At 57.6% G+C, this 19601-nt stretch carries 20 protein-coding genes and 1 pseudogene; 14 read left to right on the top strand and 7 right to left on the bottom strand.

Going from position 1 to position 19601, the window contains the following annotated elements:
* Nucleotides 1-126: 126 nt before the first annotated feature.
* Nucleotides 127-255 (bottom strand): annotated as a pseudogene (locus tag EQG66_RS14505) (HAD family hydrolase); the annotation flags it as partial.
* Between the two features lie 183 nt (nt 256-438).
* On the opposite strand from EQG66_RS14505, the gene EQG66_RS14500 reads away from it, so the two are divergent.
* Complete coding sequence (locus EQG66_RS14500; RefSeq protein WP_245988122.1) at nt 439-2943, top strand: TonB-dependent receptor plug domain-containing protein; 2505 nt, start codon at nt 439-441, stop codon at nt 2941-2943.
* 49 nt (nt 2944-2992) lie between these two features.
* On the opposite strand, the gene EQG66_RS14495 is transcribed toward EQG66_RS14500, so the two are convergent.
* Nucleotides 2993-3892, bottom strand: a complete 900-nt coding sequence (locus EQG66_RS14495; protein WP_129405253.1) for a LysR substrate-binding domain-containing protein — start codon at nt 3890-3892, stop codon at nt 2993-2995.
* 55 nt (nt 3893-3947) lie between these two features.
* On the opposite strand from EQG66_RS14495, the gene EQG66_RS14490 reads away from it, so the two are divergent.
* From EQG66_RS14490 to EQG66_RS14450, 9 genes are all read left to right on the top strand, one after another.
* A complete protein-coding gene (locus tag EQG66_RS14490; protein ID WP_129405252.1) occupies nt 3948-5012 on the top strand; it encodes an amino acid ABC transporter substrate-binding protein in 1065 nt (354 codons plus the stop codon).
* Nucleotides 5009-7204, top strand: coding sequence for an ABC transporter permease subunit (locus EQG66_RS14485; protein ID WP_129405251.1), 2196 nt, complete (start codon nt 5009-5011; stop codon nt 7202-7204). The genes EQG66_RS14490 and EQG66_RS14485 overlap by 4 nt, the downstream gene beginning before the upstream one ends.
* Nucleotides 7194-8432 (top strand): cystathionine beta-lyase, encoded by a 1239-nt coding sequence (gene metC, locus EQG66_RS14480; protein WP_129405250.1) that lies wholly within the window; start codon nt 7194-7196, stop codon nt 8430-8432. Before EQG66_RS14485 ends, metC begins: the two co-directional genes overlap by 11 nt.
* Entirely contained in the window at nt 8429-9169 is a 741-nt protein-coding gene (locus EQG66_RS14475) for an amino acid ABC transporter ATP-binding protein (RefSeq protein WP_129405249.1), read from the top strand. Before metC ends, EQG66_RS14475 begins: the two co-directional genes overlap by 4 nt.
* Nucleotides 9170-9183: 14 nt before the next feature.
* Nucleotides 9184-9651, top strand: coding sequence for a RidA family protein (locus tag EQG66_RS14470; RefSeq protein ID WP_129405248.1), 468 nt, complete (start codon nt 9184-9186; stop codon nt 9649-9651).
* 226 nt (nt 9652-9877) lie between these two features.
* Entirely contained in the window at nt 9878-11017 is a 1140-nt protein-coding gene (locus EQG66_RS14465) for a lyase family protein (RefSeq protein ID WP_425470255.1), read from the top strand.
* An 85-nt stretch (nt 11018-11102) separates the two neighbouring features.
* Entirely contained in the window at nt 11103-11930 is an 828-nt protein-coding gene (locus tag EQG66_RS14460; protein WP_129405246.1) for a PepSY-associated TM helix domain-containing protein, read from the top strand.
* On the top strand, nt 11923-12210 hold the full coding sequence (locus EQG66_RS14455) for a PepSY domain-containing protein (RefSeq protein WP_129405245.1): 288 nt from the start codon (nt 11923-11925) through the stop codon (nt 12208-12210). Before EQG66_RS14460 ends, EQG66_RS14455 begins: the two co-directional genes overlap by 8 nt.
* A gap of 776 nt (nt 12211-12986) precedes the next feature.
* A complete protein-coding gene (locus EQG66_RS14450; RefSeq protein ID WP_129405244.1) occupies nt 12987-13184 on the top strand; it encodes a hypothetical protein in 198 nt (65 codons plus the stop codon).
* A 105-nt stretch (nt 13185-13289) separates the two neighbouring features.
* Here the strand turns inward: EQG66_RS14450 and EQG66_RS14445 are convergent, their stop codons facing one another.
* Entirely contained in the window at nt 13290-13799 is a 510-nt protein-coding gene (locus EQG66_RS14445) for a rhodanese family protein (protein WP_425470256.1), read from the bottom strand.
* A 10-nt stretch (nt 13800-13809) separates the two neighbouring features.
* Nucleotides 13810-14136, bottom strand: a complete 327-nt coding sequence (locus tag EQG66_RS14440) for an ArsR/SmtB family transcription factor (RefSeq protein WP_129405242.1) — start codon at nt 14134-14136, stop codon at nt 13810-13812.
* Between the two features lie 57 nt (nt 14137-14193).
* On the opposite strand from EQG66_RS14440, the gene EQG66_RS14435 reads away from it, so the two are divergent.
* Nucleotides 14194-15069 (top strand): MBL fold metallo-hydrolase, encoded by an 876-nt coding sequence (locus EQG66_RS14435; RefSeq protein ID WP_245988120.1) that lies wholly within the window; start codon nt 14194-14196, stop codon nt 15067-15069.
* Nucleotides 15070-15116: 47 nt separating this feature from the next.
* On the opposite strand, the gene EQG66_RS14430 is transcribed toward EQG66_RS14435, so the two are convergent.
* Nucleotides 15117-15506: a MerR family transcriptional regulator gene (locus tag EQG66_RS14430; protein WP_129405240.1), complete on the bottom strand. Its 390-nt coding sequence runs from the start codon at nt 15504-15506 to the stop codon at nt 15117-15119.
* On the bottom strand, nt 15503-15931 hold the full coding sequence (locus EQG66_RS14425) for a MerR family transcriptional regulator (protein WP_129405239.1): 429 nt from the start codon (nt 15929-15931) through the stop codon (nt 15503-15505). The genes EQG66_RS14430 and EQG66_RS14425 overlap by 4 nt, the downstream gene beginning before the upstream one ends.
* Nucleotides 15932-15989: 58 nt before the next feature.
* Here EQG66_RS14425 and EQG66_RS14420 point away from each other — a divergent pair, with 58 nt between their 5' ends.
* From EQG66_RS14420 to EQG66_RS14410, 3 genes are all read left to right on the top strand, one after another.
* Nucleotides 15990-16379, top strand: coding sequence for a mercuric transporter MerT family protein (locus EQG66_RS14420; RefSeq protein WP_245988119.1), 390 nt, complete (start codon nt 15990-15992; stop codon nt 16377-16379).
* On the top strand, nt 16372-16632 hold the full coding sequence (locus EQG66_RS15735; protein WP_129405238.1) for a GDCCVxC domain-containing (seleno)protein: 261 nt from the start codon (nt 16372-16374) through the stop codon (nt 16630-16632). The genes EQG66_RS14420 and EQG66_RS15735 overlap by 8 nt, the downstream gene beginning before the upstream one ends.
* Nucleotides 16633-16694: 62 nt before the next feature.
* Nucleotides 16695-17312, top strand: a complete 618-nt coding sequence (locus tag EQG66_RS14410; protein ID WP_129405237.1) for a cation efflux transmembrane domain-containing protein — start codon at nt 16695-16697, stop codon at nt 17310-17312.
* Between the two features lie 266 nt (nt 17313-17578).
* Here the strand turns inward: EQG66_RS14410 and EQG66_RS14405 are convergent, their stop codons facing one another.
* Complete coding sequence (locus EQG66_RS14405) at nt 17579-19507, bottom strand: cytochrome c/FTR1 family iron permease (protein WP_164975698.1); 1929 nt, start codon at nt 19505-19507, stop codon at nt 17579-17581.
* Nucleotides 19508-19601: the final 94 nt, after the last annotated feature.

The raw sequence follows: 19601 nt of genomic DNA, 5'->3' as shown, positions 1-19601 counted from the left end.
TCAATAACGCCATGTCCAACACTCCAATATCCCCTGATCACCAAAGACAGGGAAGCGTTCAAACATGGGTCACTTCTCAGTGGAAATTACTCCCCACACCGGGTCAACTCTCAATGAAAATCAACAGCCGCCGGAAATGATTGCTACCCGCACCCGCTCGAGAAGCTCTGCAAGCAAGGCGGCAATTTCTGCATCGATCGGCAATTTGCTTTCAGCGAGCGTTCCGTCGAGGTCAAAGGCAATAAGTCTTTTCATATTGGCTTCCCATTGGGGTCCAGCGATCTTGCCAATGCACCTTTGACCATGGTCCGGTGTCAAGCGAAACGAGACGAAAGCGTGCCGCAACATATAACGAAAAGTTATCACCCTTTCGTTTATTCGGATAAGGCTTCATTAGTTATGGCCACTTCATGCCCCGTCCCATAAAGTTACGGAAATATGACGCAGCATCACAGGGAAGGGGTGGCCATGCAAACTCAAGGGAAATTCCGTTGCGGGATCGCAGCGTTCGCACTTGCGAGTGCACTGGTTTGGACACCGGCGGTCGCGCAGGAAGCAGCGAACGAGGAAGAGACGGCAGACGAGCAGGGTGCCATTGTCGTGACGGGCACACGCCGTAACGATCTCAAAGCGGCTGACGCAGCGCTGCCCATCGACATCATCACTGGCGATGAGCTTCTCGAAAAGGGCGCGGCCGACATGAACGATCTGTTGCGCGCGGAGGTGCCTGCACTCAATATCCAGCGGCTCGTCAGCAATGACGGAGCGGTGTTCACCCGGCCATTCTCGTTGCGCGGCCTCCCGCCCGATCAAACGCTCGTGCTGGTCAATGGCAAGCGCCGTCATCGCGGGGCAACGGTCCAGTTCACCAACATACCTTATATTCGAGGCTCGCAGGGGCCTGACCTCGCAGCCATTCCGTCGATTGCCGTGGGGCAACTCGAAGTGCTGCGTGACGGAGCCTCTGCGCTATATGGTTCGGACGCGATTGCGGGCGTCCTGAATTTCGGCCTGAGGCGGGACCGCGAAGGCGGGATCCTTATCGCGCGCTACGGACAATATTATGAGGGGGATGGCGAAGACTTTCTGGTTCAGGGCAATCTTGGACTACCGTTTACAGCTGGCGGCTTTGTCAACATCAGTGGCGAATATGTAAACAGCGCGACCACATCGCGCGGTATCCAGCGCCCTGATGCGCAGGCGCTGATAAACGCTGGCGTTCAAGGCGTTCCAGTGCCGGCGCAGCGTTGGGGTAATCCCGATACTGAGGCTGCCCGCATTTTCATCAATGCGGGGCTCGAGCTCGCTGATGATATGGAGTTTTACACATTCGGCAATTATAGCTGGAGCAAGGGCACAACTTCTTTCTTTTATCGCAACCCCAACACCACATTTATTGCGACGTCCATTCCGACTACGACTGTCGCAGGCGGTCCCCGGTTCAGCTTTCGCCAGCTTTTTCCCGGCGGATTTACGCCAAGTTTTGGTGCCACGATCACTGATGCGGCACTGGCCGCTGGCATCAAGGGAGCAGTCGGTTCGGGGTTAACCTACGACCTAAGTGCCTCCTATGGTCAGAACCACGCTTCCTATCGGATCGACAACACCGTCAATCCGTCACTCGGTCTCGGGTCGCCAACCTCGTTCAAGCCAGGTCAGCTTGAGCAGCGTGAGCTCGCATTCAATCTTGATCTAACCCATCCGCTCAACATAGGGGCGGCCGATCCGCTGACTCTGGCTGGCGGTCTCGAATATCGTCGCGAAACCTACGAAATTACCGTAGGCGACTTGGCTTCCTGGCAGGTGGGACCTTTTGCGTCGCTGATTGATCCTGATGCCGGCAACCGGGTTGGCCTGCCCGTTGGTTCAAACGGATTTCCTGGCTTCAGTCCGATCCAGGCAGGAGAGTTCGGCCGCAGCAACTGGGCGGCCTATACATCGCTGGAGGGCAATCTTTCCGAGGCCTTCCAGATGGGGCTCGCCGGACGATATGAGAATTATTCGGATTTTGGCTCGAAATTCACCTGGAAGGTCAGCGGGCGTTTTGACTTTAGCGATGTCTTTGCGGTGCGAGGATCGGTCAACACCGGCTTTCGAGCGCCTACACCCGGCCAGTCCAACGCCTCGCAAGTCCAGACGAATATCGACTCAGTGACCGGTGCCCCGTTGACCGCAGGGATCGTGTCACCGAATAACCTGGTTGCGCAATTCTTCGGCGCGTCGCCGTTGAAACCGGAAAAGTCGTTCAATTTTGCGGGCGGAATCGTCATCAAGCCGAGCAACCGCATCACCTTCACTCTCGACTATTTCAACATCAAGGTCGAGGATCGCATTGCGGTTTCCGGCAACTTCAACCTGACCGCAGCGCAGCGGGCGCAGCTTGCAGCGCTCGGCATTCCCGGGGGCGACTCGTTTCAACAGGTGAGTTTCTTCACAAACTCATTCGACAGTCGAACTCAAGGGTTGGACGCGATGCTAACCATCGGTTTCGATCTGGCCGGCGGTAAGGCAACGCTTGGGTTCAACGGCAATTATACCAAAACCGATGTAACGCGCGCGTCGCCCGTTATTAGTGCGGACCGCGAACGCCTCCTTGAGCTGGAAGGCTTTGTGCCCAAATGGAAAGGCAACGCGGCCTTCAATTATGAGAGCGACCGTTTTGGGTTTGTTGCGCGCGCCAATTATTACGGCAAGTGGACCGACTATGGAGCCAATCTTGCTGCCGACCAGACAGGTGGTTCCGAAGTGCTGGTCGATATTGAGGCATCTTATAAAATCAATGATATATTCAAGATCGCTGTCGGTGGCGAGAATGTGTTCGACAATTATCCCGATCTTGAGGCGCGGCAATCGCAAATCAACAACGGAATCCGCTATTTACGCTTCGCTCCAACCGGCTTTAATGGCGGCTTTTGGTATCTTCGCGGCACGGCAAAGTTCTGAGGGGGTGGGCGGCGGCGATCTCCTTCGCCGTCGCTCCTTGGAAGTCTTGCTACTCCGCTTCGAACATCCTGTCTCGATGTTGCTCGAGCATTTCGATAAATGCCAGCGCGACTTGCGAGACCGGACGCAGCTGCGGCGTGAAAATCATATACTCAAAAAACACCTCGGGCGCAAAGCGTCGCACAATAAGACCACGCTCGGCGTAATCTGCCGCCGTCACCGGGTTGAGAATGGAGCAGCCCAAGCCTTGCATTACGAGCGCACATATTGTCATCGCATATTGGGTTTCGATCACCATCTCCCGACCGACGCCGGCATCATCGAATATCCGGTCGATACGGTGCCTGGCACTATCCTCGAGCGCCAGCGAGATAAAGGCTTCGCCTTCCAGGTCGGTTGGAACAATAACCTGCTTTTCCGCAAGCTTATGTCCGTGCGGCAGGACACACGCACCGGCGCAGCGCAGGAAGCGCTCCATCCTGATGCCCGGCAATTCGCGAGCGGGCGTTGCCAGTCCAATGTCGAATTGCTGGTTCGCCATCCACTGCCGAACCGTCGCCGAACTTCGCGTCTGCAACTGAATCGTGACGCCAGGGTGGGCCTCGCGAAAGGCAGCGATGACCTTTGGCAGGAAACTGACGGCCAGCGCGGGCAGCGCCGCAATGCGCAACGTGCCCGTTGCCATATTGCGGATGTCTTCGGCGACGCGTTTGAGCACTGCAATTCCCGAAAAGCTGCGCTCCACTTCATAGAAGAAGGCATCGGCCTCGGGCGTGATTGTGAGGCTGCTTCCCCGCGAACGGACGAACAGCCGAAATCCCAGCTGATGTTCGAGATCAGACAGCAGTTTACTCACTGCCGGTTGCGACAAATGCAGCGATTGTGCGGCCTGCGTCACAGATCCCGACAACATGACCGCGCGAAAGGCCTCAAGCTGGCGAAGGTTCATCGTCGGTCTCCGGTTATAACCTTTACCAATCGGTCTAGCCTGTTAGGTTCTGGAAATGAATAGGCTTGTGCAGATCCGCGCGAAGGCACTTTTTTGCTGTGGTTTGATTGCATTCGCGCTTTCAGCTTGCGGGTCCTCGCAGCCAACCCCCCAGGGTGGTAGATCGGTTGCAGGATCGACGCTTGCCAAGGTCAAGGCTCGCGGCACTCTCAATTGCGCTATCCATACAGGCCAACTTGGCATGTCTTATCTCGACAAGCAGGGGAAGTGGCAAGGCTTCTTCGTCGACTATTGCCGTGCGATCGCAGCCGCCGTCCTTGGGGACCCCGACAAGGTCAAGTTTATGCCGGTCGCTTCGAACAAGCGATTCACAATCGTGCAGACAGGCGAGGCCGATCTGCTGTCGCGCACTACGACCTGGACGCTCACGCGTGACACTGATCTTGGCGTCAATTTCGTCGGTATCATGTATTATGATGGCCAGAGTTTCCTCGTTCCGAAACGTTTGGGAGTGACCAAAGCACGCGACCTCGACGGTGCCTCGATCTGCATTACCAAAGGAACGACGTCGGAGCTTAACACCGCGGACTATTTCCAGCGCAACCGGATCCGCTTTCGTTCGATCGTGTTCGAAAATCCCGAAGAAGCAAAGCTCGCCTTCTTCGCCGGGCGATGCGATGCGATGACGACCGATGCCTTTACGCTCACGGTTATCCGGCTTGCCGATACCGACCGCCCCGATGACTATACCGTCCTGAGCGAACGCTTGACCAAGGAGCCTGTCGGACCTGTGGTGCGGAGCGATGACGAGCAATGGTATGAAATCAACAAATGGGTTTTGAACGCGCTCGTTGCCGCAGAGGAAATGGGCGTAACGCGAACCAATGCCGCGGCCATGCGTCGCGATTCTCCGGATCCCGAAATCCGCAAGATGCTGGGTGGATTGCCGGGCTTTGGGAAGTCGCTCGGGCTTGATGATGATTGGGGTTTTCGAGCCATTAGCGCCACTGGAAACTATGGAGAGATTTTTGCACGGCATATCACGCCGCTGGGTGTCGAGCGCGGACAAAACAAACTCTATCGGGATGGCGGATTGATCTATCCGCTGCCAATGCGATGACCATTAGGACACCATGGGCACGGTCCAATGGGCTGCAATGGGCAGTACTGGCGGCGGCACTGCTGGCGCTCTGCCTTTTGCTTGGCACGCTTGCGGCCAATCTTGACGGCAAGAATATCCGGACGGGATTTGCCTTCCTGGGTGACCGTGCCGGCTTCGCCATTGGCGAGACGCTGGTTCCCTATGGACCCGGCGACAGCTTTGCGGCAGCCCTTCTTGTCGGTCTTCTCAACACCCTCTTGATATCGTCGCTCGGGATCATCTTCTCGACCCTTCTGGGACTGGCGATCTGCCTTGCCCGGTTGTCGCCTAACTGGCTTCTGGCGCGGCTTGCCGGGCTCTATGTCGAGGTCATCCGGAACATTCCGCTGCTCCTTCAGATGTTTGTTTGGTATGCTATCCTGCTGTTCAGCCTGTCGCCACCAATCCCAGACTCAGGTCGAAGCTTCGCGCTTGACAATAGGGGACTGCACTTGCCTGCATTGGCATCGACTGGAACCCTTCTGGCGGCGGCCACTGCCGGCCTTTTCGTCTGGTTGGCGTTGCGCAGGACCAGGTTGGGCCGCGAAAGGTGCGGGCTATCGCAGCTGGCTGGTACAGTGGTGGCTGTCGCGGTCCTGTTGTTGTCGGGGGCCGAGGTCGACTGGCCCCTGTCGGGGCGCTTCGGCTTTGGTGGTGGATTGTCGCTGACGACCGAATTTCTGGCTCTCGTCGTCGGATTGTCGATTTACACTGCTGCCTATCTCGCCGAGATTTTTCGTGCTGCCATCCTTGCCGTACCACTTGGGCAACGCGAAGCTGCTGCGGCGCTCGGACTTGGTTCGGGCGAGACAATGCGGCGGATCATCTTGCCCCAGGCTTTGCGCATAGCGATACCGCCGATGACGAGCTGGCACCTCAACACGGTAAAGAATAGTTCGCTCGGCGTCGCCATCGGCTATCCGGAATTTGTCTCGGTTGTTGATACCGTGATCAGCCAGACGGGACAGGCGATCGAAGGTGTGGCTTTGATCGTAGGGACATTTTTGAGCCTGTCGCTGCTTCTGGCATTTGTAACCGACCGTTATGCACGCAGCTATGGCTGGTCGCTGACCGGCCAAGCTGGGCGCCAGATCGTTGCTGGGGCGACCGAGCAGCTGCCAATTTTGCTGCCTGCCAAATGGTCGGGTTGGGCGCGCCGAAACCTGTTTGCTTCAGCAAAACAGTCGATCTTGAGCGCGTTTGTGCTGCTTGTCGTGTCGGCCGCGATCTGGAAAGCGATCATATGGCTCATCGCGGATGCGACCTTCTCGGGAGGTGCTGCGGCCTGTCGCGCAGCTGATGGCACCTGTTGGCCGTTCCTGCGGGAGAATGCGACGCTCATTCTCTTTGGCACCTATCCTGAAGCTGAACAGTGGCGTGCGGCTCTGGCAACCATGCTCCTGCTTGGATGTCTTGGGTTATCCTTTGTGGCACGATTGTGGGGGCGCCGTCTCGCCATCGTCTGGGTCTTGGGCATCGCGGCGTCGCTCTTTGTGCTGCGCGGCGGTTTTGGGGTGTTGGTTCCGGTACCGATGGACAAATGGAGCGGTCTTCCGGTCACTCTCCTGCTTGCCAGCATCGCTGTACTGGCCGCCTTTCCACTGGCAGTTCTTCTTGCCTTCGCAAGGCAATCGGCAAATCCGCTGGTCAAGCGGCTGGCAACCGGACTGATCGAACTGGTGCGCGGCATTCCGCTCATCGGCGTCCTGTTTCTGGCGGCCGTCATGTTCCCCTTGTTCGTCCCCGACTGGCTTTCGATCGACAGTCTGCCGCGCGTTCAGCTGGCTCTCATCATCTTTACAGCTGCCTATATGGCCGAAGCGATCAGGGGCGGACTGATCTCTGTCTCGGTGGGTCAGTCTGAGGCTGCACAGGCGCTTGGTCTCAGCAAGTGGCAGGCGCGTCGGCACATTGAGCTGCCGCAGGCGCTGAAGGTCAGCCTGCCCGCGCTCGTCAACACCTCGATCAGCGAGGTCAAGAACACCACGCTCGTGCTGATCGTTGGGGTATTTGACTTGCTCCAAACGACCCGCCTTTCCTATGTCGAGGCGCAATGGCGACCATATTTTGCCGAAGCCTATTTGTTCTCCGGGACGATTTTCTTTGCGATTTGCTTCGCATTGTCCCGGCTTGCCATGAAAATCGAACGAAAGCTCAGTCATGAACGATGATCGCGCGCGCGACGATGCGCCAGCCAAAACACCAAGCCCCGCCGATGAGTGGCAGGAAGCAACCCGGACGGTCCATGCTGGTCCCAGGCCCTCGAGCCAGTCGGGGGTGATCAATCCGCCCGTCTACAGGGCATCAACCATCGTCTATGAAACGGTCGACGCCTATATGGATCGCCACAAGGGTCTATATGATGACGTGATTTATGGCCTTTACGGCACGAAAAGCACCTATGCGCTCGCCGAGGCCATTGCCGAGCTCGAGCACGGCGCGGCGACTGTTATTACCTCCTCAGGTACCAGCGCGATAGCGCTCACGCTATCGGCATTTGTCGGTGCGGGCGACCATCTGCTCGTTGCTGACTGTATTTATGGTCCCGCCCGGAAATTTCTTTCTGACATTCTATCGGGCTTTGGCGTCGAGATTGAATATTTCAAACCAGACATTGCGGGCAGCATTGCCAGTCTGTGCCGACCCAACACCAAGCTCATCTACATGGAAACGCCGGGTTCTCAGACCTTCGACCTTATCGACATCCCGGCAATTACCGAGGTGGCGCGCGCAAAGGGGATTTTGACGGCGGTCGACAATACATGGGCGACCCCGCTCTATTTCAAACCGCTCCGTCACGGCGTGGACGTATCGATCGCATCGGCAACGAAATATCTCTCGGGTCATTCAGACTGTCTGCTTGGCTCAATGACGGCGGCAAACGACGAAATATACAGGCAACTCAAGGATGTCGCGGCACGCTGGGGAAATTGTGCCAGTCCCGACGATTGTTATCTGGTGCAGCGCGGCCTGCGCACCTTGGACGCGCGCCTCGAACGGCATCAGCGAACGGCAAGCACGCTCGTCAACTGGTTTGCGCAGCAACCCGAAGTGAAAGCCATCCGTTATCCTGCCTTTGCCGAGGATCCGGGTCACGCCATCTGGAAGCGCGACTTTACCGGTGCAACGGGACTTTTTGGCGTCCAGCTCGATGCCCTCAGTGACGAAGAGACCCGAGCCTTTTTCAATGGGCTGGATATCTTCCAGCTTGGCTCGAGCTGGGGCGGATTTGAAAGCCTCGCCGTTCCCGCCTGGCCAGCGCCGATCCGAGCGTTTCCAAATGGCGAGCAGGATGGGGCACTCATTCGTATCCACGCCGGTCTTGAAGCAGCCGTCGACCTCATTGCCGATTTGGAAGCCGCATTTGCTCGCGTCCGAGCCCTCAGGCGATCGTCATGACCGAATTCGCGATCCGCCTTGTTGGCCTAAATAAATATTACGGCCAATATCACGCGCTGCGCAATGTCGATCTGGCGATATCCCGGGGCCAGCGGATCGTGCTGTGCGGTCCTTCGGGATCAGGAAAATCAACGCTTACGCGGTGCATGAATCTCCTCGAACGACCTGAGTCGGGGAAGGTGGAGATCGAGGGCGTCAATATCCTCGAACGATCGGCCGCCGCGGCCGCCGCGCTGAGACGGGTGGGTATGGTGTTCCAGCAATTCAACCTTTTCCCGCACAAGACAATTTTGCAAAATTGTGTGCTTGCGCCCCTCCTTGTAGCTCGGCAGCCAACTGCCATCGCTGAAGAGCGGGCACTGCATTTTCTGGATAAGGTCAGGATCGCCGATCAGGCGCACAAATATCCGAGCCAGTTGTCAGGCGGACAACAGCAGCGGGCAGCGATAGCCCGCGCGCTCACAATGGATCCGGAAATCCTGTTGTTCGACGAGCCGACGTCGGCGCTTGATCCCGAGATGATCAAGGAAGTTCTCGATGTCATGGTCGCGCTCGCCGACGAAGGCCGCACGATGGTGTGTGTAACCCACGAAATGGGATTCGCGCGGCAAGTGGCCGACCGGGTGCTGTTCATGGATGAAGGCAGCATCGTCGAGGATCGCGATCCGCAGAGCTTTTTCGAGGCTCCAACAACTGAGCGTGCGCGCCAGTTCCTGAGCCAACTTTTAAAACATTGACGAAAAGGAGCAGTATGAGCAGCCAAATCCAACAGCGTCTGATTGCGCTCGGGATCGAACTTCCCGCTATGCAGCCGACCGTTGCAAACTATGTGCCCGCGACCTTCCACCGCGGCGTACTGACACTTTCAGGGCAATTGCCCCGCACGGCTTCGGGTCTGGTAAAGGGCAAGGTTGGAGGCGATATGACGGTCGAGCAGGGTGTCGAAGCAGCGCGCTTATGCGGCATTGCGCTGCTGGCTGCAGCAAAAGTCGCTCTCGACGGCGATTTGGACCGCATCGAAAGCTGCCTGACGCTCGGCGGTTTTGTAAACGCCGTTGACGATTTCGAAGCCCATCCGCAGGTGATAAACGGAGCCTCGGACTTGATCGTCGATGTGCTCGGCGACTGCGGACGACATGCAAGGGTTGCACTGGGCGTTGCGTCTTTGCCGCTTGGTGCGGCAGTAGAGGTCTCCGCAAGCTTTGCCGTCCGGGACTGATCCGGCGCATGTCGGCCTCTGATAGCGATGCAATGTTGTTCCGCACGGAAAGCGATTCACTTGGGGAATTTCCGGTACCGGCGCACGCGCTTTATGGTATCCATAGCGCTCGAGCCGTGGCTAATTTTCCAATCTCCGGATCGACAATTGGTGATTTTCCCGAGCTCCTTTCAGCGCTTGCCCGGATCAAGAAAGTCGCCTGCAGAGTCAATGCGGCGGAGGGCTGTTGAGGAAGGAATTGGCTGCGCCGATCTCGCAGGCTTGTACCGAAATTGCGCGAGGCCGATTTGCCGAGCAATTCGTCGTCGACATATACCAGGGTGGAGCTGGCACATCGACGAACATGAACATGAATGAGGTGATCGCGAACCGCGCACTCCTGTTGCTAGGCAAGAAGCCGGGCGACTATGCGACTGTCGATCCGCTCGGACATGTCAATCTCAGCCAGTCGACCAATGATTGCTATGCTTCCGCAGTTCGGCTGGCAACCTATGCCCTTAATGCAGGGCTTGTTGTCGTGCTCGACGAACTGGTGAAGAGCCTGGCCCGGAAGGCTGATGAGTATTCCGACATCCCCAAGCTCGGCCGAACGCAGCTTCAAGATGCTGTTCCGATGACGGTTGGGGCAGAACTTGGCGCGTTTGCAGCGACTTTACGCGAAGATGTCCTGCGGCTTTCCGAGCTTCCCGATATGTTTCTCGAAATCAACCTTGGTGGGACGGCGATAGGCTCTGGCGTCGGAGCAAAACCGGGATATCGCGACCACATCGTCGACGCTGTAGCCGCCGAGTTCAACCTTCCGGTCAGAGCGGCGGATAACCTCTACGAGGCCAGCTGGGATATGGGCTCGTTTGTTCTTTACAGCGGATTGCTGAAAAGACTCGCCGTCAAGCTTTCGAAACTGGCAAATGACCTGCGACTGTTAACCAGCGGCCCTCGCGGAGGATTTGGTGAGGTGCTGCTTCCCGAACGCCAGGCTGGCTCATCGCTCATGCCCGGGAAGATCAACCCGGTCATCCCCGAGGCTCTCAACCAAGTGGCCTTCCGGGTCTTCGGCCTGGATACGAGCATTACTTTTGCAGCTGAGGCCGGGCAGTTACAGCTCAATGCGTTCGAACCACTGATCTTCCTCTCGATCCACGAGGCCGTTACCCTGCTCAGCGCGGCGATCACCATGTTTCGGGTGAATTGTGCAGAGGGTATCCAGGTCGACGCCCAACAGTGTCGCGAGAGACTTGAGTCAAGTGCGGCAAGTGCGACCGAAGCTGCACAATCGCTTGGTTACACAGAAGCAGCCAAAATAGCACGTATTGCTGCTGCCAATGGCATGAACTGGAGCGAGGCGCTGCAGAACCGACAATCCTGATCAAGGCGGTTTAGCCAGTTCTTTGTTCCAGAAAACGCTAGACTTGCATGCTCTCCGGACTAGTTTTGATTTGGAACAGTGGAAGATGGCGGTATCAACACTAACGCTAAGACGTTGGCATAGGCGCTTCGCACTCACCCTTGGCATCTTCTTCGTCATTCAAGGTATTACCGGAGAAATCTCGCAACAACGCTTCTGGCTGTTTCAGGCGACGCAACCCGAAAAATTCAGGGTGAGCGCGAGTGGGACGGCGAAGTCCCCCGGCGAGGTGATGGCGCTTCTCGCAAAAGAGAAGCCCGACTTCCAGGTCGCGCACATGATGTATACCGCTGCGGTATCGCCCAATACGGCTGTTGTTGTGATGGGCGGGCGTGACACGACCAAACACGACATGTCGTACATGATTACTGTCGACCAGTTCGAGGGGCGGATCATACAGGAGGGCTCATCAATGTCGGGCTGGGTGGGCTTAGCCTCGACTGTCCACAAATGGTTGATTTTCGGCGTGCCGGGCAAAATCATATTGACCATTCTCGGCGTTGGGGTCGTGATATTCAGCCTGCTCGGGCTTGTGATCTGGTGGCGAACGCGCGAGACGAGCAAGAACGCCAAAGGGGTCGTGCGGATCCATCGCACCGCCGGTGTTCTCGCAGGGCTATTCGTCATCTCGGTCGCAGGCACGGGCACGTGGCTCAACCTCACAACCTGGGCGGAGAAATCTTCTGGCCGATCAGTATTCGCCAGCAACATGGCGAAGGCAGCTGCCCATATAGGCCACGAGATGCCGCCCGCTGCTATCGATGGCAATCAGGCATATGCGCTTGCGCGGAAGGAGGTCGGCGACCTGCACTTGTCCGCATATGGCCCCCTGGGGTGCGCATGCAAAGGATTACTGGTTCGCCTTCATGGATGAGAGGCTGAAGCGCACCGATGTTCTGATCGATCCTTATGAGGGCAAGGTGATCGGGACCTACCGCACCGGCCTCACCCGCGGAGGCGACGGGGTGCGGGCTTGGCTGTTCCCAGTCCATAGCGGTTTCGTTATTGGACCCGTCGGCGGTGTGATCTACACGATAATCGGCCTGTCGGTCAGCCTGTGGGTTTCCACAGGCTTCATCATGTGGCGACGGCAACGCCGTGGCCGCGCGAAAAAGCTTCCCGCAGTTGGTGTCGAAAATTCGATATCCACCTGAGACCTTTGGCTGCCGGCCGCCGGTGAATAGCATCAAACCAATCCTGCTAATGCCTATTTGCCTGCGCTCACCAAGCGAGGTCCGGTCAGCATCCCGAGCCCCGTCAATCATGTCCCTTCATGCGTTGTGCAGACGGTACTTTCAACCTATCGTAGCCATTGGGTAAAGCGCCAATATTCATCGTCCTACGGCTATATTGACCAGTTCTTCAAACCACTGGGCGCACTCTGACGGGGGAGTGCTGTCACTGGGATGGGGTATTATTTCTCAATTGAGACAATTTCGCCTTTCCGGCCCCGGCGAATGGCTCACCGAGGCCGGGAGAAAATTTAGCAGCTACAGGACTCCGAACGTTCTTTACAATCCTGGCACGGCTTGCAGTCTTTGGTTTCTGCTTGTTGATTGCAACAATCGCAACGATCGGTGGCCGGTTCTTTGTGCTTGACCCAAACCCGAACGCGCGGCGGAAGGTTTGATTTATTGGGTCCGGAAACGGGGCGGTTTCGCCATTCCCAATGTCCCGACGCGGGCTCCTTGGCGACCGCGAAAGTGGGGGTTGCGAGTGCTGCGATTGCTGCAAGCTGCAGTAACATTTTCATGAGGAAATTCCTTGATTGAATCTGACAATACACCCCGATGGTTGGATCGAGGGCGTGTGCTGATTTCAGCCAAGGAGGGAAGGGGGGTGCAGATCTGGAGCGGAACTTCGCCCCGCAAGAGTGGCGAGCGGTCCGATCCCAGGAGTGCCGTCGCGATTGGAATGGCTGGGCGCGCCCATGGCTGACGGCACAATGATCGAGGGAACGCTGCAGCATTTTTTGGCAATGCAATCGATGGTGGGCCAATTGCACGGCTCGTCGGAGCTTGTTGTGGCAGGAGCAGATGCATGCGCGCTGGAATCCAATGTTTCAGCTTGCACTGGCTGCGACTGCGTGATCAAATCTGATGACGACATCGCAAAAGCGACCTCTTGACTCAAGAGCCCAAGAAGCGCCCCGATAAGCAAAATCAAAGGCAGCCAGCGTTTCACGTCAATATTTTCCCACCAATCCCTGATTAAGTCAATTCGTCTTGGGCGATCAGGCCGTCGGCGTCCGGTGGTTCCAAGGCATTGCTTGCAGCAAACTGGCCATGCCGCACCATCCGGTCGCACCTGCCATGATCAGTCCGGAACCGACAAGAGCCGACAGGCCAAAAAATGACGGCGACACTAGAAAACCGAGCAAAACGCCGATCAGAACAAGGCCCCCAGCGGCAATTTGCACTTGCCGCATGATTTCGAGTGGCTGGCGTGCGTCGATACTTGTTGGCAGTCCGGCGGATCGCCACGCGTCAATCCCACCGGCGAGGATGTGAACCTGCGCGCCGCTTCGGGCCGCGCCGAGCGCTTGAGCATTTTTTTGGGTGCGCATGCCGGTGCGGCAGTGAAACACCAAAGGCCCGGCGGGCAGTTCGCATAGGCGGTCTAGCGTTACATTGAGCGCGCCAGGAATATGCTCACGCGCATGTTCTTCTACGTCTCGGATATCGACAAGGGTCGCGCCGCCATCGATCAAGCGACGCGCCTCGGCAGGAGATAAAGCAGGAATCGTGATCGGCTCAGTCCTTGCAATAAAGTTGATAAAGGGTGGTCATCAGCATCTCGGTGTGCGGATCGGCAATCCGGTACCAAAGCGTCTGGCTTTCCCGGCGGAAGGCGACGAGACCCTCGTCCCGCATTTTGCCAAGATGTTGCGAACACGCGGATTGCGACAAGGCAACCTCGCGTGCGAGATCGCCTGCTGCCATTTCGCCATGTTCGGCAAGCTTGCATAGCAACATCAGACGGCGGCTATTGGCCATAGCTTTGAGCAGGTTGGCGACCGACTCCGCTTTCGCTTCAAAAGTGGCGAGATCCATTGGGGATTTGAGCATCACAGCATCCATTGGGCATTGCTTAATTAGTATATACTGATATAGTGTCAACCACAAATGGAGATTGTCATGCCCGCATCGCCTTCCATCGAGGCGTTTTTCGACGAAGCGACCAACACGATCAGTTATCTGGTTGCCGATCCAGTGACTGGAGATGCGGCCGTGATCGATCCGGTGCTCGACTTCGATCTGGCAAGTGGACAGGCCGATGTGCGATCCGCCGAGCGAATTCTCGCGTCGGCGGCTGAACACGGCTGGCGGATTGTGATGGCGCTGGAAACACATGCGCATGCCGATCATCTATCGGCTGCTCCCTATATCAAGGCCAAGACCGGTGCCGTTATCGGAATTGGCGAGCATATTCGTGACGTGCAAAAGATCTTTCGCCCGATCTTTGCGTTTGACGCTTTGAAGTCAGACGGGTCGGATTTCGACCGGCTGTTTTCGGACGGTGAGCAATTCATGATCGGTGGACTCACAGTGGAAGTGATGCACGTTCCCGGGCACACGCCTGCTGACATTGCTTATCGAATCGGCGACGTTGCCTTCGTCGGGGACACGCTCTTCATGCCCGATTTTGGCACCGCCCACGCGGATTTTCCCGGCGGCGACGCGCGCCAGCTCTATCGCTCGATCCGGCGGGTGCTGAGCCTGGTTGACGAAACGCGGCTGTTTCTGTGCCATGACTACAAGGCACCGGGGCGCACGGACTATGCTTGGGAAACCACGGTAGGCGAACAGCGACGGTCCAGCGTGCACGTCCATGATGGCGTCAGCGAAGACGAGTTTGTCGCAATGCGCGAGGCGCGCGACGCAACACTTGATGTGCCCAAGCTGCTGTTACCAGCCATTCAAGTCAATGTCCGCGCAGGACGCTTCCCGGAAGCCGAAGCCAATGGCGTTCGCTATTTGAAAATTCCTATCAAGGCCTGTTTTGCAGATTAGGTAGGCCCGATCGCTGCGCCGAAGAATGCACTGGGCGCCCCGTTCGATCAGCGCGGGCCCAATGTTTCGACGATCTTGCATTCCGCAACCGTGCCGTGACGACATGACCCAATCACCTTGTCGAGTTCGGTCCTGAGCGCGGTGAGGTCGGCAACCTTGCGGTCGATATCTATGAGATGCGTCCGTGCGATTGCATCAACCGCTTCACAGGGTTGCGACTTGTCATCGGAGAGGGTCAGCAATTCCCGCACGGCTTCAAGCGTGAAGCCGAGATCGCGCGCGCGGCGGATGAACGAGAGCCGCGCCAGATGCTCGCTGCCATAGGCGCGATAATTTGCCGCTGTGCGGGCAGGCGGTGGTAGAAGACCGATCTTTTCATAGTAGCGCACCGTCTCGACCTTGGTTGCGGTCGCGTTTGCCAATTCGCCGATTTTCACCGTTTGACCTCCAGCGTGATGGGCGTTGACCCCGACAAAGCGTCCAATATCGGACACCCGCTGAACGCGCGTGACTCGCAATCGGCAACTGCACCTGCAAGGACGGTTTCCATCTTTTTCAGATCAGCGAGCTTGGAGCGCACCGCCGTCAGATTGGCCTTGGCAATGTGATGCGCCTCGCCGCAGGCGGCGGGCTGAGCGGCATCGAGGCCAAGGAGGGCTTTGATTTCTTCGAGCGAAAAGCCCAGTTCGCGCGAGCGTCGCACGAAGCGCAACCTTTCGGCATCGGCTTGCGAATAATGACGATAACGTCCGCGCCGTGCGGCGGCAGGTATCAGAGCACACCGTTCGTAATAACGTATTGTTTCGATATGGCAGCCGGTCCGCCGCGAAAGTTCGCCTATCGCAAAGCCTGGTTCAGCCATTGCCCGAAAAAACCTCTTGAGTCTGTAGTTGCTACAGATGGTAAGAGGGTTTGCAGCAATGGGCAAGAAGGATGCAGTGATGGCTCAGGATCAGCCGGGATCAGACAAGGCACTGCGCCGTAGCACCATTTTGACGACTTTGGGCGGTATCGCAGCAGCATTTGGTGCTGCAGCCTGTTGTGCCTTGCCGATCCTATTGGCGAGTTTGGGCATTGGCACCGCTTGGCTCGGCGGGATCGCGGGCTTCACAGGTCCGCACCAAGCCCTGCTCATGGCCGCTAGCACCATCTTGCTTGCGATTTCGGCCGTATTTTTGTGGCGGATGCAGAGCAGGGCACAGCAGTGCGGGCCCGACGGTAACTGCGCGCCGCCATGGGTACGGATCATGCTTCTCATTGGCTTGTTCATCGGCGCGCTGCTGCTGGCGGCAGGTCATTTTTATGTCTGATCGGGTGGTGGTATTTGAATCGGCGCTCCGCTGCCCAGTCTGCGGCGTGGTCAAAGTCGAGACAATGCCAACCGACGCATGTTGGTATTTCTATGATTGCAGCGGCTGCGGGGTCGTGTTGAAACCCAAGCCAGGTGACTGTTGCGTCTTCTGCTCCTACGGGACCGTTCCATGCCCCCCAGTCCAACTCGACGGTAAGGCAGCCGATTGCTGTGCTCCTTCATGCGCGAACTCGACGCAAAGCGGCTCTTGACCCTATAGTTGCTATAGGGTGTAGACAGAAGTCCGACTCGACAATGAGAAGGGCAAAATTTCATGAGTGACTGCGGATGCGAAGCGGACACGAAACGCGCGGGTGTTGATCCGGCTTATCGTCGCGCCTTGTGGATCGTCGTGCTGCTCAATCTGGGCTTCGGGGTCATCGAGCTTGGCGGAGGCTTCCTTGCCGGGTCGCAGGCACTCAAGGCTGATTCGCTGGATTTCATTGGCGACGGATCGATTACGCTTGTTGGCCTGATCGCGCTCGGCTGGTCGGCCATCGCGCGGAGCAAAACGGCGTTGATCCAAGGGTTTTTCCTCGCGGCGCTTGGCGTCGGGGTCATAGGCATGGCCATCTGGCGTGCTTTCAACGCGGTTGCGCCTGAGGCCGACATCATGGGCGGTCTTGGCATCGTGGCGCTTGCCGTCAACATATCTGCAGCTTTCGTTCTTCGCCGTTTCCGTGATGAGGGCGATGCGACCGCGCGTGCGATCTGGCTATTTTCCCGCAACGACGCCCTTGCCAATGTTGCCGTAATCATAGCTGCGGCGTTGGTGGCCTGGACCGGACAGGCTTGGCCCGATCTTGCGGTGGCGGGCATCATCGCGCTGCTCTTCCTGCATTCGGCCAATGACATTATCCGCGATGCGCTGCGCGAATTGTCGGATCATTGAAAGCAAGTAGTGGTCGATGAATGACCAGGGCAGCACGTCGTCTCTAGAGTCCGGCGATACCGCCGACTATGGCAAACAGATACAATCGATGACATTGCCTAGTTGATGACCCATTATCCAGTCGAGGGACGGTGTCACGGACACGCGGCCCAAGACAGACCGAATCCTCTCGAGCGTGATTGCCGACGCTGGTTTTGTCGATCTGCGTGAACGCAGCCGCATTCACACCATTCCAGATACAAGAGCCCTGATCTTGGCGCGCGCGCTTAAGCGGGGCGGCTTGATCTCGCGCGGTTGAACCAGAATCCGGCAGCCAGTACGATGATAGTCGCGATTTGCGCCAACAGCGTTTCGTTCGTCGGAAAGAGGCCGAGCGTCGGGATCCGCGGCACACCGGGACGCGGTGCAACGCCGATCATACCCGCCTCCTGAAGACCTGCTATGCCCTTGCCCGCCAGGATAACGGCGAGCACAGCAATCAGGATTGCGCTCCACGAGAAGAACTGGGTGATCGGCAGGCGCGCGCTGTAGCGTAGCATAGCCCAGGCTATGGCCCCTAAGAAAAGGGTTGCGATGCCGGCACCGGCCAACATCGCGGTGCCGTTCCCCTGTGCCCATAGCGCGGTGTAGAATAAGATGGTCTCAAACACCTCGCGATAGACGACCAGGAACGCCAGCCCGAACAGGAACCAACCCGAACGGCGTGACAATGCCGCCGACATCTTCTCCTTGATGTAGCGCTGCCATACCTCGGCGTTGCTTTTGCCGTGCATCCAGATGCCGACTGAAACCAGAATGATTGCCGCGAATAGCGAGCCGAAGCCTTCGGTGAGCTCACGCGAGGCGCCGCTGATGCCGATGAAATAGGCCGCGACAAACCAAGTAAGCACTCCAGCAGTCAGCGCGCTGATCCACCCGCCATGAACATAGCCCATCACTTCGGTTCGTTCGGTCTTGCGCAGGAACGCGATCATCGCAATCACGATCAACAATGCTTCAAGACCTTCGCGCAGCAATATACCAAATGCACCGAAAAAGCTTGATGTGTCGCTCGCTTGCTCAGGCGAAAGCGCCGTCTCGGCTTCTGCAAACAGCCTATCGACCGCGTCATTTGCCGCCTGCACTTCCGGCAGCGGTCGATCATTGCCGATCGCCGCACGCAGATTGCCCATTGCCGCTTCGATCTGCGCCATGAGGTTCGCGTCGCGAGCAGCGAGAACGGCCTCGACCGGCTCAAATCCGTCGAGATAGGCGGATAGTGCAAGATCGGATGCCGCTTTCCGATCGCCTTTTGCATATGCCAATAAGCTGGCATCGAGGCGCTCGCGAGCCAGGCTGAGCGAACCTTCGCGCTGTGCGGTCAACGCCTCGGGCTGACGTCGCAGGAATGCAGTCAATGCCTCGGCTTTGGCTTGACCCAAATCAATTGCAGTAGCTGCAGGCGTCGCGCCAACGAATGCCTCCATATTCGGAAATGCCGCGCGCGCAGCCTTGTCATCACGCCACAGCTGTTCGCCCTTCGATGCGGACTGCGCGGGATAGGCAAGGCTTCCGACATAAAAGGCGAGCGCCCAGCGGTCCGCGTCATCCAGCGAATCGAAGCTCGCCATTGATGTGCCTTCAAGGCCTTGCGTAATGACCTGATAGAGCCCGAACACGCTGCGTTGGTTCGCGCGTGCGACATCTGTGAACGCAATCGGTGGCGGCTCTTGGCCCGCCGCGCTTGGACCTTTTCCGTCTCCGCTTGATCCGTGGCAAGCCGCGCAATTCTGGCTGTAAAGCTTCGCGCCTCGCTGAATGTCAGGCGGAGACTTGGGCGCAAGCGGCACCGGGTATGCCGCGAGTAAACTGGCGGCGAGCGCACGCGACTGTGCGGCAATCGTTGTAGGCGAAGCCTTGTTAGCAATCGCGCGGCGCAGGACCCCAGCGCGCCTCAACAGATCCGACTTGACGGCGTTGGCTGGCAGGCTTTTGAGCCGGGTTTCGACCTGTTCGGCGAACTCGACCATCTCGGCATATTCGGCAGCATTGACCACCCGCCCTTGCGAAACTGCCTCTGCGTAATCGACGGCGACATAGTCGAGCAGGCGCCACGTCGTCTGAACTTCGACGTCGCTGGCTTGCGCCGGCTGCGACAAAATCAGAAACGAAACTAGGACGGCACATCCCCAACGATGGATTACGCGAATAAACATCGGTGGATATTGATATCGGAGCAGGTGCATCAAGTGGGATTCTCTAGTTAAGAATGATTCGCATGTTGGGCTTAGCAGGGTGCAGGGTGCTGGC

This window comes from Sphingobium fluviale (assembly GCF_004122115.1).
Lineage (GTDB): Bacteria > Pseudomonadota > Alphaproteobacteria > Sphingomonadales > Sphingomonadaceae > Sphingobium > Sphingobium fluviale.
The sequence above is the reverse complement of the archived record's forward strand: the minus strand, read 5'-3'. Positions and strand labels throughout refer to the sequence as shown.